At 67.6% G+C, this 17,256-nt stretch carries 18 protein-coding genes; 3 read left to right on the top strand and 15 right to left on the bottom strand.

What is annotated here, in order from left to right; translation table 11 throughout:
* From E1742_RS01575 to E1742_RS01565, 3 genes are read left to right on the top strand one after another with little or no spacing between them, the layout of a single operon-like run.
* Entirely contained in the window at positions 1–1,047 is a 1,047-nt protein-coding gene (locus E1742_RS01575) for an ATP-binding protein (protein ID WP_229466432.1), read from the top strand.
* Positions 1,044–2,369, top strand: coding sequence for a response regulator c-di-GMP phosphodiesterase, NosR family (gene nosR, locus E1742_RS01570; RefSeq protein WP_134383108.1), 1,326 nt, complete (start codon positions 1,044–1,046; stop codon positions 2,367–2,369). The genes E1742_RS01575 and nosR overlap by 4 nt, the downstream gene beginning before the upstream one ends.
* The gene (locus tag E1742_RS01565) at positions 2,366–2,884 is read left to right on the top strand and encodes a response regulator (protein WP_134383106.1); all 519 of its coding nucleotides are present in this window, start codon (positions 2,366–2,368) and stop codon (positions 2,882–2,884) included. The genes nosR and E1742_RS01565 overlap by 4 nt, the downstream gene beginning before the upstream one ends.
* 6 nt (positions 2,885–2,890) lie before the next feature.
* Here E1742_RS01565 and E1742_RS01560 read toward each other — a convergent pair whose 3' ends face one another.
* The 15 genes from E1742_RS01560 to E1742_RS01490 form a co-directional block, all read right to left on the bottom strand.
* A complete protein-coding gene (locus E1742_RS01560) occupies positions 2,891–4,216 on the bottom strand; it encodes an ATP-binding protein (RefSeq protein WP_134383104.1) in 1,326 nt (441 codons plus the stop codon).
* A 144-nt stretch (positions 4,217–4,360) separates the two neighbouring features.
* Entirely contained in the window at positions 4,361–4,825 is a 465-nt protein-coding gene (locus E1742_RS01555; protein ID WP_134383102.1) for a hypothetical protein, read from the bottom strand.
* Positions 4,826–4,964: 139 nt separating this feature from the next.
* Positions 4,965–6,077 (bottom strand): tetratricopeptide repeat protein, encoded by a 1,113-nt coding sequence (locus E1742_RS01550; RefSeq protein WP_134383100.1) that lies wholly within the window; start codon positions 6,075–6,077, stop codon positions 4,965–4,967.
* Between the two features lie 17 nt (positions 6,078–6,094).
* Positions 6,095–6,985 (bottom strand): ExeA family protein, encoded by an 891-nt coding sequence (locus E1742_RS01545; RefSeq protein ID WP_134383098.1) that lies wholly within the window; start codon positions 6,983–6,985, stop codon positions 6,095–6,097.
* Positions 6,985–8,748 carry a pilus (MSHA type) biogenesis protein MshL gene (mshL, locus tag E1742_RS01540; protein ID WP_229466429.1) on the bottom strand — a complete coding sequence of 588 codons (1,764 nt, stop codon included), beginning with the start codon at positions 8,746–8,748 and terminating at the stop codon, positions 6,985–6,987. Before mshL ends, E1742_RS01545 begins: the two co-directional genes overlap by 1 nt.
* A 14-nt stretch (positions 8,749–8,762) precedes the next feature.
* Positions 8,763–9,182, bottom strand: coding sequence for an MSHA biogenesis protein MshK (locus E1742_RS01535; RefSeq protein ID WP_189569276.1), 420 nt, complete (start codon positions 9,180–9,182; stop codon positions 8,763–8,765).
* Positions 9,179–9,919, bottom strand: coding sequence for a type II secretion system protein M (locus tag E1742_RS01530; protein WP_134383094.1), 741 nt, complete (start codon positions 9,917–9,919; stop codon positions 9,179–9,181). Before E1742_RS01530 ends, E1742_RS01535 begins: the two co-directional genes overlap by 4 nt.
* Positions 9,916–10,602 (bottom strand): PilN family protein, encoded by a 687-nt coding sequence (locus tag E1742_RS01525; protein ID WP_134383092.1) that lies wholly within the window; start codon positions 10,600–10,602, stop codon positions 9,916–9,918. The genes E1742_RS01530 and E1742_RS01525 overlap by 4 nt, the downstream gene beginning before the upstream one ends.
* Complete coding sequence (locus E1742_RS01520) at positions 10,599–11,564, bottom strand: type IV pilus biogenesis protein PilM (RefSeq protein ID WP_134383090.1); 966 nt, start codon at positions 11,562–11,564, stop codon at positions 10,599–10,601. Before E1742_RS01520 ends, E1742_RS01525 begins: the two co-directional genes overlap by 4 nt.
* 161 nt (positions 11,565–11,725) lie before the next feature.
* Complete coding sequence (locus E1742_RS01515; RefSeq protein WP_134383088.1) at positions 11,726–12,460, bottom strand: DUF6701 domain-containing protein; 735 nt, start codon at positions 12,458–12,460, stop codon at positions 11,726–11,728.
* Positions 12,415–14,871 carry a DUF6701 domain-containing protein gene (locus tag E1742_RS01510; protein WP_134383086.1) on the bottom strand — a complete coding sequence of 819 codons (2,457 nt, stop codon included), beginning with the start codon at positions 14,869–14,871 and terminating at the stop codon, positions 12,415–12,417. The genes E1742_RS01515 and E1742_RS01510 overlap by 46 nt, the downstream gene beginning before the upstream one ends.
* Complete coding sequence (locus E1742_RS01505) at positions 14,868–15,305, bottom strand: PilX N-terminal domain-containing pilus assembly protein (RefSeq protein ID WP_134383084.1); 438 nt, start codon at positions 15,303–15,305, stop codon at positions 14,868–14,870. Before E1742_RS01505 ends, E1742_RS01510 begins: the two co-directional genes overlap by 4 nt.
* A complete protein-coding gene (locus E1742_RS01500) occupies positions 15,302–16,129 on the bottom strand; it encodes a prepilin-type N-terminal cleavage/methylation domain-containing protein (protein WP_134383082.1) in 828 nt (275 codons plus the stop codon). Before E1742_RS01500 ends, E1742_RS01505 begins: the two co-directional genes overlap by 4 nt.
* Before the next feature lie 2 nt (positions 16,130–16,131).
* Entirely contained in the window at positions 16,132–16,668 is a 537-nt protein-coding gene (locus E1742_RS01495) for a prepilin-type N-terminal cleavage/methylation domain-containing protein (RefSeq protein ID WP_134383080.1), read from the bottom strand.
* Positions 16,658–17,254 carry a prepilin-type N-terminal cleavage/methylation domain-containing protein gene (locus tag E1742_RS01490; RefSeq protein ID WP_229466427.1) on the bottom strand — a complete coding sequence of 199 codons (597 nt, stop codon included), beginning with the start codon at positions 17,252–17,254 and terminating at the stop codon, positions 16,658–16,660. Before E1742_RS01490 ends, E1742_RS01495 begins: the two co-directional genes overlap by 11 nt.
* Between the last annotated feature and the right edge of the window lie 2 nt (positions 17,255–17,256).

Below are 17,256 nucleotides of genomic sequence, written 5' to 3'. Positions count from 1 at the left end.
GTGGTGGGTGCGATCGAGACGATGCGCGACGTGACCGACCGCCGCGTCGCGGAGAACGAGCTGCGCCGTGCCCACGACAACCTGGGCCACCTGGTGGAGCAGCGCACTGCCCAACTCGCTGAAATGAACGAGCAGCTGCAGGAGGACATCCGCCAGCGCCACGTGGCAGAGGCCGAACTGCGGCGCAGCAACCTGGAACTGACGGCACTGAACCAGCGCCTGTCGCACGCGCAGCAGCAACTGGTCCAGGCCGACAAGCTGGCATCGATCGGCCAGCTGGCCGCCGGCGTCGCCCATGAAATCAACAATCCGATCGGCTACATCTTCTCCAACTTCACGACGCTGCAGGGTTACTTCGAGCAACTGCTGGCGATGCTCGACGAATATGCGCGCGCCGAAGCGGACATGGCCGATGCGGGCGCGCTGCGGGCCATGCGCGAGCAGATCGATCTCGACTTCCTGCGCGGGGACATCCCGGCGTTAATGGCCGAGTCGCGCGAGGGCATCGTGCGGGTGCGCCATATCGTCCAGGACCTGAAGGACTTCTCGCGAGCCGAAGGCAACCAGGACTGGGTCTGGGCCAACCTGCACCAGGGCATCGACTCGACGCTCAACATCGTCGGCAACGAAGTCAAGTACCGGGCCGACGTCGTCAAGGAGTATGGCGACATTCCCGATATCCAGTGTCTGCCGGTGCAGATCAACCAGGTGGTGATGAACCTCGTCGTCAACGCCGCGCACGCGCTCCGCGCCGGGCGCGGGCGCATCACGGTGGCGACGGGCCGCGCAGGCATTGATCGCGTCTGGATCGAGATCGCCGACACGGGCTGCGGCATCCCCGCCGATGTACTGCCGCGCATTTTCGACCCGTTCTTCACCACCAAGGAGGTGGGCAAGGGCACGGGCCTGGGCCTGTCGCTGTCCTACGGCATCGTCCAGCGCCATGGCGGGCACATCGACGTGGTGTCCACGCCCGGCGAAGGCAGCCGGTTCCGCGTGGTCCTGCCCGTCCACCAGCATGCGCCGGCACAGGAGAGCGCGCCATGAGCGCGGCCATCGGTGTATCTGCACACCCCGTCGCCACGCTGCTGTGCGTGGACGACGAGCCGAACATCCTGTCGGCGCTGCGACGCCTGTTCCGCGCCAGCGGCTACCGCGTGCTGACGGCGGAAAGCGGCGCCCTGGGCCTGGAAATCCTCGAGCGCGAGCCCGTCGACCTGGTCATTTCCGACATGCGCATGCCGCACATGGATGGCGCCCGCTTCCTGGCCCGCGTGCGCGAGCGCTGGCCCGGCACGCTGCGCATGCTGCTGACGGGTTACTCCGACATCGGGTCGATCCAGGACGCCATCAACTGCGGCGAGATCTACCGCTATATCACCAAGCCGTGGGAAGACCACGATATCGTGCTGCTGGTGCGCCACGGGCTGGAACGGCGCCAGCTGGAGCTGGAAAAGGCGCGGCTGGAAGCGTTGACGGTGCGCCAGAACGAGGAGCTGAAGGCGCTCAACCAGAGCCTGGAGGCAAAGGTGGAGGCCCGCACGCGCCAGCTCAAGACCGAGCACGAGGCCACCGTAGCGGCCAACAGCAAGCTCAAGCAGAATTTCGTGACAACGATCAAGATCCTGTCGAGCATGATCGAACTGCGCGCACACAACCGGCCGGGCCACGCCCGCCTCGTGGCCGATCTGGCGCGCCAGATCGCCATCAACCTGGCGCTCGATGCGCGGGAAACCCAGGACATCTTCATCGCTGCCCTGCTGCACGATATCGGCAAGATCGGCTTTCCCGACACGCTGCTGGGCGCGCCGCTGACGCAGCTGCACGGCGAAGCGCTGGGCCAGTTCCGCAAGCATCCCGTGCGTGCGGCCGAGCTGCTGATGCCGCTGGAAGAGCTGCGCGGCAGCGCGGCCATCCTGCGAGGCCAGCTGGAGCGTTTCGACGGCACCGGCTTTCCCGACGGCGTGGCCGGCCTGGCCATTCCGGTTGGCGCCCGCATCCTGGCGCTGGCGGCGGACTACTACAACCTGCAGCAGGGCGCGATGGTGCAGCGCCACGTCAGCGCCGAAGGCGCCAAGTCGCTGATCATCGGCGCCAGCGGCACGCGCTACGATCCGCACGTCGTGGTGGCGTTCCGCCAGATCGTCGAAGGCGGCAGCGGCGCCGACGCTGCCGGGGTCGAGCTGCTGTCCGGCGAGCTGGTGCCCGGCATGGTGCTCGCGCGCGACCTGGTCAGCCGGGACGGACTGATGCTGCTCTCGGTTGACCACGTGCTGGATGCGCGTATGATCCAGCAGGTTCAGGACTTCGAAACGAAAAGCGGCCGCCGCCTGGCCATCCACGTGCGCGTGCCAAGGAAGACACCATGAGCAAGATCCTGCTGGTCGACGACGACCCCAACATACTGAGCGCGCTGCAGCGTGCGCTGCTGCAGGGATGGCAAGGCCCCGCCGCGCCGCAGATCGAAAGCTTTACCAATCCTTTCGACGCCCTCAACCGCATCTGCGTCTGTGAATTCGACCTGATCATCTGTGACTACATGATGCCGCAGATGAGCGGCGGCGAGCTGCTCCAGGCGCTGCGTGACGTGGCGCCCGACACGGTGCGCATCATGCTGAGCGGCTCCGCCACGTTCGATACGGTCCTCAGCGCCATCAACGAGGCGCAGGCGTTCCGTTTCCTGAGCAAGCCGTGGGACAGCGCCGAGCTGACCGAAAGTGTCCGCCTCGGGCTGGCGCAGCGCGAGGCGCTGCTGGCGGCCAGGGCACGGGCAGCCGATCGCGCGCCGCCGACCCCGCAGGAGCTGGAGGCGCGCCGGCTCGAGGCGGAGGAGCCGGGCCTGCTGACCGTGCGGCGCGACGCCAACGGCTCGGTGATCCTGTAGCGTCGCCTACGTGTCGGGCTGCCCCGGCGGCTGGACCGGCAGGTGCACCCTGAACTGCGTTCCCTTGCCCACCACGGAAGCGACGTCGATGCGGCCACCGTGCCGGTGCACGATGCCGTAGGACAGCGACAGTCCCAGCCCCGTGCCACTGCCGACGGGCTTGGTCGTGAAAAACGGCTCGAAGATGCGTTTCAGGTTTTCCGGGGCGATGCCGACGCCGTCGTCGGCCACCTCCACCCATACCCAGTCGTCCGACGCCCCCGTGCGCAAGGTGATCACGCCGTGCTCGCGCATCGCGTGCGCGGCGTTCACGAGCAGGTTCATGAAGACCTGGTTCAGCTGCGAGGCCAGGCACCTGATGGGCGGCAGCGTGCCGTATTCCTTGACCACGGTGGCCTTGTACTTGATTTCGTTGGCGACGATGTTGAGGGTACTGTCCAGCCCCTGGTGCAGATCGGCCACCTGCCACTCCGTCTCGCCCACGTGCGAGAAATCCTTGAGTGCCTGGACGATATCCCTGACCCGCTTCAGTCCGTCAAGCGACTCGCGCACCAGATCCACCACGTCGTCCTTCAGAAACGCCAGGTCCGCCTCGGCCCGCAGCGCCGCCAGCTGCGCCGCCAGCGCGGGATGGCCGGCCGCAGCCTGTTCGTACCTGTCGATCACGTCGAGCAAGGTGCCGACGTAATTCTTCAGCGCACCCATGTTCGAATTGACGAAGCCGACCGGATTGTTGATTTCATGGGCGATGCCCGCCGCCAGCTGGCCGATCGACGCCATCTTCTCCGCCTGCAGCAGCTGTTCGTGGGCGCTGCGCAATTGCCCGATCAGCTGGCGCTGCTCGATGCCGCGCGCCTTCAGCGTTTCCTCCATGCGCTTGCGCTGCGTGATGTCCGTCAGCGAGCCGATCACCTCGAGCGGCTTGCCCTGCTCGTCGCGGATCAGCCGCAGCGAATCGTGCATCCACAGGTAGCTGCCGTCGTGGATGCGAAAGCGGTACTCATAGGCGCGCTGGCCTTCCGTAAACACCTTGGCCAGGCTGGAAAAAATGTGCGGCGCGTCGTCGGGATGGATGTGGTCGAACCAGAAGTTCGGATCGGCCACCATCTGCTCCGGCCGGTAGCCCAGCAGGTTGTAGGCGTTGTTGCTGACGAACGTCATCTTGAAGTCGCCGCTTGGAACGGTACAGTAGATGATGGCCGGCGTGTTGTCGACCAGGTATTGCAGGCGCACCAGCGGCGACGCTTCGCCGGGCGACGCGTCGCCTCGCGGCGCGGCCGCCGCGTTCGCGGGTATGGCGTCGGAAAACGATTCGAACTCTTCAAATTGCATGAGGGAGCCTTGTCGAGCGGTGGAGCACCTTGCTTGAGGCAATTATGATGCCTTGGGCCGCAGCCGTCCACCGCGCGATGGCTGCGTTGAGGGGCGCGCAGCGCGCACCGCTGCATGTCCTCCGCTGCGTGTGTCCAATGCGTGTCAGCGCCGCGTTGCCAGCGCCACGATCGCCGCACCCGCGGCAACGATGAGCGCGTCTTCGATCAGACCGCTGCGGGTCTGGCCGATGCGGGCCATGGCCTGCTTGCGGCCGGCCAGGGTGATGTACGCCAGCGGCACGGCCGTGGCAACCGCGACCGCGGCACCTGCCTTTTCTTCGCCATGCGGCGCCAACGCCGCTCCGGCGATGCCCGCGCTCATCATCCGGGCCAGCAGGCCGAGGAAGACGGTGCGGTCGGGCGCCGACTTCATCTTGTCCCCCGCCAGCTCGCCCGCCCCCATCGCTAGCGCACCGTACCTGAACAGGGGCCGGTCCAGCAGGAGCAGGTTGCCCGACGTCTGGCGCCCGACCAGGCGTGCGGTGGCGATGGTGGCCATGGGGGTCATGGAGCGGGCGCTGGCGACGGCGCCGATCAGGATCGAGGGAAGCAGGTTGCGCAGGTTCATGGGTGATAGCCTGTATGGATAGAAGGTCACTGAACTATAGCAACCTGCCCATCCTTGTGACGCCACGCTGGCGCCGGCATGCCGCGCCGCCGTCAAGGCGGTGAAACAGCTGCCCGGTGCGCGCTCCCGGCTGCGCCGCTTACTCCAGCTGCCCCAGCCTGCGCTCGACAAATCCCTGCAGCTCCGGGCTCAGCCCGGCCTGGCGGGCGCGCGCGAAGGCCGCGCGGGCTTCCGTGTTGCGCCGCTCCGCCTGCAGTGAAATACCGAGGCCCATCCACCAGACGCCATTCTGCGGCGCCAGCCGCAGAGCGGCTTCATATTGCTCGACGGCTTCGTGGTGACGCTGCTGGCGTTGCAGTGCGCCTGCCAGGAAGGCGCTATAGTCGGCGTTGCCAGTCGCGAAGGGCAATGTGCGGCGCAGCGTCTCGACCGCGGCCGTGCCATTGCTTTCCAGTTGCAGCCTGGCCAGCAGCATGGCCACCTGCGGCTGGTTCGGATTGAGCGACAGCCCCAGCGCCATCTGTTGCTGCGCCTCGCCGGCACGGCCCGCTTCCAGCAGCAGCCCTACCAGCGTCTGGCGCGCCGCTTCATGGCGGGGGTACAGGTAGAGCGCCCGGTCCAGCCCTGCGATGCCGTCGGCGACGCGGCCGTCCTGCAGCGCCGCCAGCGCGCGGCGGTAGGCGTTTTCCGCCTGCCCCTGGGCATTCTGGCCCGCGTCGCCCGATGCCGCCGGCGACGCAGGCGCGACGCTCTGCGCCGGGCCTTCCGCGAGCGTTGTGCGGGCCGGCTGGCGCTCGCGCGCCACACGGAGCCGCGGAGCCGGTACCGGCGCATCCAGCGAGCCGGCCGGGGCGGCAGCGGCGGCAGTCACGGGCGCATCGGCTGCTGGCGCGCTGGCAGGCAATGACGCCGCTGGCGCCGCGGCCGGCATGTCAGCGGCCGGAGCCGGCGCCTCCACTGGTTCCGGCGCTGCCGGTGCGGGGACAGGCGCTGCGGCTGGCGGCGCGGGCATGGGCGCCAAGGGCACCTTTGCCTGCAGCGGCACGGGCGCCGCGGGCGGCACCGTGTGCAGGAAATACCACGCGACGCCGCCAAGCGCGGCCACCAGCACGCCGGCGCCGGCGCCGGCCACGATAACGGCACGGCTGTGGCGCGGCGCCTTGTCCACCGGACGCACGGACGGCCCGGGCCCACGGGCGACACCGCCGCCGCGCGCGTCCAGGTCCTGCAGCATCTTGTTTATCAGGCTCATCGTCGCTTATTCTCGTTCTAGCGCGTCAGCGCCATCGTTATGCCGCCGGCCAGCGAGGCCGCCACGGCAAGGCCGGCAAACCATGGCCAGGCGCGCCGGGTCGTGCCGACGGTGTCGCGCGCCGCCAGCGCCACGTGCCGCTTCGCCACCTGCTGGCGCCCTTCGCCATACGCCAGCATCAGCGCCTTGTGGGCGATGATGTTGACCAGACGGGGAATGCCGCCGGCAGCGCGGAACAACGCGTTGACGGCGCGCTTGTCGAACAGCCGCGCGCCCGTGAAACCGGCCACGCGTAGGCGGTGCGCCAGGTAGAAATCCAGGTCGTCGCGCCGCAACGCGCCCAGGTGGTAGTGGAACGTGATGCGCTGCGCCAGCTGGCGGATCTGCGGGCTGGCCAGGTGGGCGTTCAGTTCCGGCTGGCCGAACAGCACGATCTGCAGCAGCTTGCGCTTCTCCGTCTCCAGGTTCGTCAGCAGGCGCAGCGCTTCCAGGCTGTCGATCGGCAGCGCCTGCGCCTCGTCCAGGCACAGCACGACGTGCTTGCCGCGCGCGGCAAGTTCCAGCAGCCGTGTCGATAACGCCTTCACCAGTTCGTGCTGGCCCACGTCGCGCGGCAACGCGATTTCCAGTTCGTCCGCCAGCGCCAGCATCAGCGCGCGCGGTTCCAGGTAGGGATTGGGCACATAGGCGGTGACGAAATCGTCGCCCAGCATCGCCATGAATTTACGGCACAGCAGCGTCTTGCCGGTTCCCACTTCACCCGTGATCTTGATGAAGCCCTCGCCGCTGCGGGCGGCCACCAGCAGCGTGTTCAGCCCCTCCTGCGAGTGGGGGCTGCCGAAAAAGAAGCTGGTGTCCGGCGTGATGGAAAACGGCACCTCGCGCAGGCCGAAGTGGGATTCATACATCAGTTGCTCCGCAGCGCCGGATCGAGCGACTGGATGCGGCGCGCCGCCTCCTGCATGTCCTGCGTCATGCTGCCGGCGCCATCGACGATGGTCGGCCGGATCAGCACGACCAGCTCGCGCTTCTGCGTGACGCTGTCCTTGTTGCGAAACAGCGCGCCCAGCACGGGCACGCCCCCCACGCCCGGCAACTGGGACTGGTCGCTGCTCGTCGCCTGGCGCATCAGCCCGCCGATGGCGACGATCTGGCCATCCTTGCCGCGCACCATGCTGTCCATCTCCGACGTGCTGGACGCGGCCAGCGGCAGGTTCAGCGACCCCGCGCTGCCAAGGTTGATCGTCTTGTTCACCGTGGTCACTTCGCTGACCGACGGGTGCACGTGCAGCATGATGTGGCCGTCCTCGTCGATCTGCGGCGTCACGTCCAGCAGCACGCCGGAGAAGAACGGCTGCAACGTCACGTTCGGCGTCGTCGTGTTGCCGCCCACGTTGGCGTTCGTCGTCGTGCTGATGCCCGTCACATAGAACTCGTCCGTGCCGATCTTCAGCACGGCCTTCTGGTTGTTCAGGGTGGCGATGCGCGGGCTGGAGAGCACGTGCACGGTGCCCTGCGATTCGAGGAACGAGATCATCGCGGAAAAGTTGCTCGTCTGTAGCGCCAGGCCGAACATCGTGCCGGCCGCGTCGATGGCGCTGTTCAGCGTCCTGCCGGGCAGCGCGCCGATCCCCGTGACGCCGCTGCTCTGGCTGACCGGATTGCCGCCGTTCAGGCCGGACAATGTCGTGCCCGGCTGGATGATGCCGGCCGAGCCGCGGCTGTTGCCGCCCTGGCGGAAGGCTGCCCAGTTGACGCCCGACTGGAAGCCGCTGTTCAGCTGTACTTCGAGGATCTTCGCTTCCAGGATGACCTGGCGCTCCACCGCTAGCCGCGTCGCGCGCAAGTAGTGTTCGACGGCACGCAGCTGCTCGGGCAGCGCGCGTACGACGATGACGCCCGACTGCGGGCTGATGATGACGCTGCGGCCGTCTTCCGTGCCGCCCACCAGCGCCTCCAGCGCGGCGCGCAGCTCGCCCCAGAAGTTGGTGTCGGACGACGTGCTGACGTTGCTGGCGTCCTCCTGCACGGCCTGGGCGCCGCCCGGCATGCCGTTCTGCGTCTGGCCGTTGTTACTGTTGTTGGTGGGGGTGGCCGTGCCGCCCGCGCCGCTGGCGTTCTGGTTCGTCGCCACCGTATTGATCGACGTGGACGACACCCGCACGTTGGAACTGCCCTTGCGGTTGGCCGTCAGGTAATTGACCTGGAACATGCGCGACTGCATCGTCAGCGGGCGGATCGAGATGCGGTTGCCTTCGATGCGGTAGTCGTAGCCGTACAGCTCGCGGATGGCGTCCAGCGCTTCGGCGATCGTCACGTCCTTCAGGTTGGCCGTGATCGTGCCGGTTACTTCCGGGTGGATCAGCATGTTGTAGCGGGTGCCCGCGACAATGGAATTGAAGAACTGCTGGGCCGGCACGTTGTTCAACGCCACGTTGAAGCGCTCTTCCAGCACGGCCCGGGCTTTCGGCAACTGCGCGGCCAGCGCCGGCACGGGCGGCAGCAGCGCCGCCTCGACGGCATCGGGCGTGGCCGGCCGCGCCGCGCTCTTCCTGGCCGCCGTGTGCATTTCGCGGTTGATTTCATCGAACGTGTCGCGCCGCGCCGCCGTGTCGCAGCCGGCCAGTGCCAGCAGGCCAGCGATTGCCGCCGTTCGTTTGAGTGTTTGCATGGTACTCCGCTGGTTCATTGTGTCTCTTTTTTCATATCGGCAGGCCTGGCCGGAGGGGCAATGGGCGCCGCCTCGGCCGTCGGCGCCAACGCGCTCGGCGCCCGGCCCTGGAACAGGCGCAGCGTTTCACGGGTGCGCCCGCGCCGCAGCACGACAGACGTTTCTCCCACGCTTTCCACGACGGCGCCTCGGTAGCGGCCGCCCTGCCGCACCATTTCGCCACTGATCACGGCCACGCGGCGCCCGCCTGCCTCGCGCGATACGAGGATCGACTGCAGCTCCGGCAGAGCCGGTGCGACGACGGGCGCGGTGGCACCGGGCGCCTGCAACGAAGGCGGCGGCAGCGTCGGATCGGCCACGGCCTGCGCCAGCGCAAACGCGGGCAGCGCAAGCCACGGCGCCAGGGCCCATCTTACGCCGCGTCGGGGGGTCATAACGCAATCCATTTTTCGTCCAGGCTCAGGGTGTACAGGGTCAGCGTCAAGGTGGCCTTGTCGTGTTCCGTCGCGTCCAGCACGGCGCGGCCCCAGAATACCTGCGCCGGCATGCGTTCCAGTGCCTCCATATAAGCGACCATGTCGGCATACGCGCCCTGCAGCACCACCTGCACGCCGTGGCGGTACAGCAGTGGCTGCGCGGCCTCGTCCGTCGTCGCGGGCGCGGTGCCGGGCGCCGCGAGCGTCAGCGGCGTGGGCGGCAGCACGGGCGCAGCGGCGTCGGCCGGGGTGTCGGCGAAGTTGCCATCCGTCGTGCCTGCCGGCGGCAGCGTTTTGAGCGACACCAGTTTGAGCCGGCTGTTCTGCTGCACCATCTGCCCCAACAGCGCACTCATCCGCGCTGGCGGCACCAGCGCCTTCTGCGTGGCGCGCAACGAACCGCGCAGGGCCTCGTTGTCCGCCGTCAGCGTGACGAGCCGTTTGCGCGCGTCGGCATCGGGGTCGGCCATTGCCGCGGCCTGTTTCTGGACCACTTCGACGTCGATGGCGGCCAGCTGGCTGCGCTGCTGGGCGATGGTCGCCTGCAGTGTGCGCTCGCGGGCATGGGCGGGATCGATCAGCCCGAAATAGACGAGGAACACGATGGCCGCGGCGCCACCCAGCGCGATCATGACCCGTTCGCGCACGGACAGCGCGTCGATGCGTGCAGCGTATTTCAGCCAGAGCGCCTTCATGCCCCGCCCCCCGGGCGCGCGCCCGACGCCTGCAGCGAAAATTCCACGTACGGCACCATGGCAGGCTCGACAGCAGACTGCGTTGGCGCCGCGGCCGGCACGGCCAGCGTGGACTGCGCGGGCGTACCCGGAGCCGGCGGACGCGCAATTTCAACGTGGCCGAACGCCTTGCCCTGCAGGACGGGCTGGCGTGCCAGGCCGTTCAGGTATCCGGGCAACAGCTCGGCCTGCAAGGCGCGGCCGCGCAGGCCGATGTCGGCTTGCGGACCGTCGATCTGCACGCCTGTCAGCCACAGCCCGCCCACGCGGCCCCGTGCCAGCGCCTGAAAATATGCGGAATAGCCGTGCGGGTTGCCCACGCGGTTCTGCTCCAGGATATTCGCCACGCCATGCAGTGCGCGGTTTTCCGTTTCCACCTGCGCCAGCCGCTGCGCGACGGCCGGGTCCTTCGTACGTGGCACGAGCGCGCCCAGCAGCGACTGCTTGCGGCTCTCGGCCGACTGCAACTGCCCGCTCACCTGGGCCGCTTCCGCCTCCAGCGTCGTCACGCGGGCCCGCGCCGCCACGGCAAAGGCGAGCGAACCGAACAGCGCGGCGCCCAACACGACGACCAGCGCAGGCGCCGTCAGGTAACGCTTCTGCTTCTCGAAGCGGGGGTTGTACAGGTTGATCTGCTGGCTCATTTGCCACCCCCTGCGCCTGCGCCGCTGCCATCGGCCGTACGCAGCGCCGCGCCCAGCGCCAGGAAAAAGCCGTTCTGGGCTTTCGCGTCGCGCAGGTCCGGCACCTCGTCCAGGTCCAGCACGGTGTCCAGGTCGAGCATGTCCACGGGCAGGTACAGGTTGCTGGAGAGGTAGTTGTGCAGGCTGTCCGAACCGGTCGGCGCCAGCACCAGCTTGGACACAGCCACGTACTGGAACTGCCGCTCGAAATTGTCCAGCGAGCGCTGCACTTCCAGCGCGATGCGGTCGAAATACTGCTGGCGCCCCTCGGGGTCGCCTTCCACCTGGGCCAGCGTAACGTCCATGCGTCGGGCCAGGTACAGTTCGCCCTTGAACGTCACCGTCAGCAGGCCGCCGCCCGGATCGAACGACAGCATTGCCAGCCCGCGGCCTTCCGGCTCCAGCAGCGCGGAAATATTGCGCTGGGCCATTTCGCCGATATCGATGGCGGCCAGCGCCACCCTGGCCTCGGCATACAGGTTCTGGTGCGCCTCGATGACGGCATTGCGGGCCGCCACGGCAAACACGTGGCGGTTGTGCACGGGGCCGTTGGCATTCGCGGGAATATCGGCCACGTCCACGGTCGCCTCCGCGACAGGAAAATCGATCATGTCCTTCAGGCGCCAGCCGATGGCCGTCTTCATTTCCGCCGCCGGCACATTGGGCGCTTCCAGCGACAGCAGCTGGTAGGCGCCGAACGGCAGCAGGCTGGAACAATGATGCTGGCCGGCGTGCAGCTCGCGGCCGACGCGCGTCAGCAGCGCGGCCAGCTGTTCGACGCTGCCGGGGTGCCAGGCGCAGGCCAGCACGGCGGGCCTGGCGGGCGCGGCACCGCGGCGCACCACGGCGGCATGCACGCCGTCGCCCGCCGGCACGATGGCCAGCCAGCCGTCCTTCGTCTTCGCCTTGTGCCAGAACGCCATGCCACTCCGTTTATGGTTGAACCGCGGTTGAAACGCCGCCTGCAGGTTGTGCCGCAATGGCTTGATTATATTCAAGAAGTTTCGAATGGCCGGGCACATCGTGCCGCGTGCGCGACACTTTCGCTTGTGCGTCGCAACAATGGCGGGTCAAAGCGTTCCCGTCAGTACATTTCACGTATATATGTGTAAATAGTTGGCGAGCGTACGGTGCCGTAGGTCATTACGCCTCGCGTGCTGGGCAGCCACGGCGGGCCCTCCGTGTACATTTCGCGGGAACCGTTGCTGCCCGTCCCCGGTGCGGCCAGCTTGACCGTGCTGATGCCGGCCGTATACGCGCCGGTCGTGGCGGCGTCGACCTTCAGTGTCAGGTTGCAAGACGTGGCACCGACAAGGTTGGTACATGGGTCCGAAAACTTGATCTGCGTGGCCGCATTGATCTTGCTGGCTGAATCAGCCGTACTGTCGTACCAGCCATTGAACGTATTGAACGTGCCGTAGAACTGCGCTTTCACCGGCACCGACAGCGACTGGTCGGCCGCGCCCTGCTTGCTGGGGATGTACGCGCGGCCAAGGACGACGCGCACGCCGCCTTCCACGGCGGCGGCACGCTTCGAGGTCACCCCGTCGTCGTCGAGCGATTCGCTGGCACGCAGGTACACCGAGACGGGCAGAGGCCAGCTGCTGGACGTGGAGCTGGCACTGAATACGGTCGGGAAGTCGTACTGCACGCTGGTGTTGCCCACGCCGGCCTCGAACGCCGCGGCGGCGAGAATCTTCGTGCCGTTCAGTGTGGAGGTCGCCGGCAGGTTCTGCGCCTGCGTCGAGCCGCCGTTCGCCGCCTTGTACGGGCTCAGGGTGACGTTGTGCGCCAGTTCCAGCCGGTAGTTCCTGAGCACATTGTTGGCCACCCCATCGCGCTGACCTTGACGGCAAACGGCTGCCGCGAATACGCCATGGTCTTGATGGTCTGCGACGGCACGGCCGTCCCGCTGTCCGGGCAGCCGGCGCCGTCCACGCATCCCATCGGGCCCGTCACGGCCACGTCGAAGTGATCGGGGAAGAAGCGGCCCACGTTGACGGAAGCCGCGTACACGTTGCCGCTGCCAAGATAGCTGCCTTCCTTCTCGCCGGCACGCGGCGTCAGCGCCGCGTCCAGCTGCAGGATGCCCACGTCGTCGTAGGCGAAACTGCTCCCCGTCGCCGCGCCGCCCACGAACGGATCGAATGCGCCGCGCAAGTCCACCGGCTTGAAATAGTCGTCCCGGATGCGGTCCGCCACCATGGCGGGCATGGCGCCGCCGCCGGCGATCTTGGCCGGCGTCGCCACCAGCTGCACGGTCACGCGCTGATCTTCCGTCTCGCGGCCGAAGTTCGGCGCGGGCGTGGCAAGGCCCACCATGCGTGCCTGCACCGACAGCTGGAACGGCGCGCCGGCGGCCACGTACGCAGCATCGCCGGCACTGGCGGGCGTTTTCGCCCCGTTCATCGACGACGGCAGCAGTACCAGCTTTTCCGGCCGCGACACGAACGAGCCGGTGGAACCGAGGCGTGCGTCCTTGTCGCTGACGAACAGCTCGACCCGGCCCACGTCCTGGTAGCGCAGCAGGAACTCGCCGCCCAGTCCGCTCGGGTGCGTCGGCGGGATCGTGCTGGGCGAGTTGGCGCCGAAGACAATGTTGTTGAGGGCGCTCCAGGTGCCCGACGTCTGCACGGGGATGGCGCCGCTGGACTCGCACAGCGGCAGCGTCAGCGTGGTGGCGCGGATGTTGTACGTGGCCCGCACGCCGGCGTTGGCGGTCGGGTTATGGCACGACAACGCGAACTTCATCGGCAATGTCAGGTCGGCGTTCGACATGGCCGTCGGCACGTTCTTGACGACATAGGAGATGTACATGCGCAGGTCCGTGTTCGCCAGCGAAGGATCGAAGCTTACGGGATTGCATGGCTGTTCCGGGTCGCCGAATGGCTTGTTGTGCGCGCAGACGGCATCCGTGAACATGAACACCGGCATGAAGTCCGCTGCGCCCGTGCGCACGCTGACGGTGGCCGTGTTGTTGGCATCGTAGTAGTCGAACAGCGGGCCGCCGACGGTGGCGCTGTTGGAGATCAGGCCGGATGCGCCGCGCACGGGCGTGACGGGAATGACGATGGGCGGCAGGCTGGCACCCACCGCCAGCGTCAGCGAGCGGTCGTAGGTGCACGAGACCTTCTGGCCATCCTTGGTGCACGTCCAGCCGGTGCCGCCCGGCGTACCGACGATCAGCGACGCCGGCAGCAGGTCGTTGACGACGATCGGCCCCGGTTCCGGCAACGGTCCGTTGTTCGAGACGATGATGCGGTAGCTCGTCGTGGTCGATTCGATCAGTGCCCCGTCGACCGTCATCGCAATGGCCCGGTCGGTGGCCGGCACATTGGGCGCGGCGATGATTTCCGCATTCATCAGCACGAGGTCGCTGCCGGATTCGTAGACTGTCTTGGCCGACCTCTGGCCGCTGTTGATGGTCGGTTCGGCGATCGTGTAGGCGTCGAAGTCGATGCCGTACGAGCTCTGGTCGTTGTTGATGTTGCTGATCGAGTTGAACTGGTTGCCGGCCGGGTTCAGGCTGTCCGCCATGGGCACGCTGTTGAACGCCAGGTTCTCCCCATCCTGGCCCAGCGTTGCATCGCCTTCCCACGTGATGTGGCCGACGCGCCCCGTGCCGACCGGCGACGGCGTCAGGAAGTTCGCCAGTGTCAGCTCCACGCGGGAGTTGCGGATGTACTGGAACCCTTCGTACACGTTCAGCACCCGGAACGTATCCTTGCTGTTGTTGGTGGTGTAGATGACCAGCAGCTGGAACCCGCCCAGCACTCCCTGCACGGCGCAGAACGGGGCACCGTTGTTGACGTCCAGGCCGCTGGCCGTGTACGTGTTGTTGCCGCGCGAACGTACCCTGGTGGTGACGTCGGCGGCACCTGCGAAATAGTTGTAGCCCACGGTGGACGACGCGTACTGGCGGCTCGTGGGCGCGGTGAACGACACACCGTCGAACGTCACGGTGTAATCGGGCGTGCTGCCCGAACCCGCCCAGTACAGGTAGGCGGCCAGCACCGTGGCGCCGCTCGGTATGCCGGACAGCGTCATCGTCACGGAATTGAGCATCGCGCACGGATTCTTGTCGTTCGAGCGCGAGCGCAGCGTTTCCTGCGTGCCCGTGAAGTTGACGTAGCCGGCGTAGCTCTTGAACAGCGTGATGGGCGTGTCGGCCGCCGCCCAGGGCGCCAGGGCAAACAGCAGAACGAAGGTGACAAGTGCGCGCATTGTCATAAGGTGGCCTGCACGACGCGCTGTACGTAATCGGGGCCCGGCGCGGGATTGGGGCAGCCGCCGCCAAGCGCCGGCTGGTTGCACGCGGTGGCCGTGATGCGCACGGGCGTCAGGTCGGTACCGTTGCTCATCACCATCGAGGATTGGACGCACTGCACGGTGACAGTGAAAGCGGACAGCCCGCCCGGCAGCGCCAGGTTGGTGGCCGCGCAGCGCTTGTTGATGGCCAGCTCGTACATGGCGAAATCGACCCCGGAGCGCGCCGCCTCGTAGGCGCGGGCGCCCAGCACGTCGTACGAGGCGCTGGCGTGCTGCGCCGTGGACAGCGTGACGACGGCGGCGCCGATCCCCGACAGCACCACGAGCAGGAAGATGGCGGTGACGATACTGACGCCGCGGCTGCGGCGCACACGGCGGACAATGGAAGCGGTCAAGGTAAATTCTCCACCTGGGTCTGGCGTATCAGGGACGCGGTCTCGCCCGTGGGCGACGACAGCCGCAACGACGCGGTAACGAGCGACGTGCCCAGCTGCGTCGGCAGGACCACGCTGTTGAATACGCACGCGGCACGGTCCGCCAGCACGGAAGCCTTGCCGAGGCCGGCCTCCGTCAACCCCGTGGTCGGAATCGACGGCGTGAAATAGCGTACCAGCTGGTTGTTCTGGCACAGGTACGTCACCGTGCCCATCGCCACGCGGAAGCGGAATGGCGCCGGTGCCGACGTGCCCAGGGTGCCGTTCAACGCGATGCGCGTCGCGCCCACCGCCGTGGTCGTGACCGACGTTACCGTCGCCACGTTGTCGCGCGTGGTCGCGTAGACGTTGGCCGGCGCCGCACCGGTGTTGTTGATGACGACCAGGTCCCCCGCCAGGATGGCGGCGCGGCCTGTCGGTGCCGGCCCGACCATGTCGAACGAAGGATTGGCGACATTGAACTGCAGCGGCTGGATCGTGGCCGGCGGCAGGTTGCTGGTATCGACATAGCGCCCGCCCGCCTTGGTCAGCACGAACTGGATGGCCCCCGGGTTGTGGACGACCACGCTGTTCGGCAGTGCCAGGCGCAGCTCGCGGTTCATGCGGCTCAACGCCGTGTCGGCCGCGTCGGCCAGCGCGATGCGCGCCGTGGTCTCGACATAGCTCTGCACGGGCAGCCGGATGAAGACGGCCACGAACGACGCGACGATGCCCGTGATGACGATGACGACGATCGCCTCGACTAGTGTGAAGCCGGCGGCACGGCGGTAGCGGGGAGCGTTCATGGCTAGTACCTCGTGCGCCAGGTGGACAGCACGACGTTGTTGTTGCCGCCATAGTTGACGGTGACGATGACCTGCAGCGCCGCACTGGCGGGCACGCCGGGAAACGGGGCGGTCTGGGTGGCCGGGTTGGGGATCGTCACGGTTGCCACGTAACCTGCCGGGAAGGCGTTGTTCGAAGCGTCGGCCGCATACGGCGTCGCCGTATTCCACGCCGTGACGTAGTCGTTGACGTTGTCGTACGGCCGCGCGCCGGTGCCCTCGTGGCCCACGTTGTCTGGCGTGGCGCAGGTGGCGCCCGGCACGCCATAGTTGACGGTATCGCTGATATCGCACTGCGCCATGCCGGCCGAGCGGATCTCGTTCATCAGCCCTTCGGCAATGGCCAGCGCCTGCTTCTGGCGGATGGGATCGGCGCTGCGCGCCGTGTTCAGCGCAACGACCTGCAGCACGCCGATGACGGCGATCGTAACGATCAGGATGAAGACGATCAGCTCGATCATCGTCAGACCCTGCTGGCGGCGGCGACGCTCAGCGCACATAGCCCGTCCCGCCTTCGATGGCGGTGGTCAGCGCGACCCCGGCGCCCGTGACGGAAAGCGCCAGCCGGTCCGGGAATGTCGAGACGAGCGTCGGCTGCGCGTCCGCCGACGCGAATGGCGTCCCGGCGGCATCGAAATAAAACGTGGCCGCGGCCGTCATGGCCACGCCGTCCGGCACGCCTTCACAGGCCCAGCCCGCGTCGTACACATTGGTGGCGGGATCGACACAGCGCTGGCGCGTGGCGGCGCTGGCGGTGTTGGTGCTGCCGGGCGCCAGCACGCGGGCGCCGGCGGAGCACGTGGCGTTGTAGCACAGCGCGACGCTGTTGCCGTTCAGCCGGACAAAGACATTGCGGTTCTGCGCGATCGCCAGCTTCTGGCCGTAGCGAAGGAGTGCCACCATCTGATTGTTGTAGCCGGAAGCGTCAAACGTGGTGCGGCTGAAGAAACGTGGCCCCATCACGGCGGCGATGATGCCGACGATGACGATGACCATGATCAGTTCCACCAGCGTAAACCCAAACTGCCCGGCGCGGCGGCCAGGCAGTCGGGTGGCTGGCGAACCTTGCTTGATCGCCTTTCTCACGT

The organism is Pseudoduganella plicata, assembly GCF_004421005.1.
Classification (GTDB): Bacteria; Pseudomonadota; Gammaproteobacteria; order Burkholderiales; family Burkholderiaceae_D; genus Rugamonas; species Rugamonas plicata.
The sequence above is the reverse complement of the archived record's forward strand: the minus strand, read 5'-3'. Positions and strand labels throughout refer to the sequence as shown.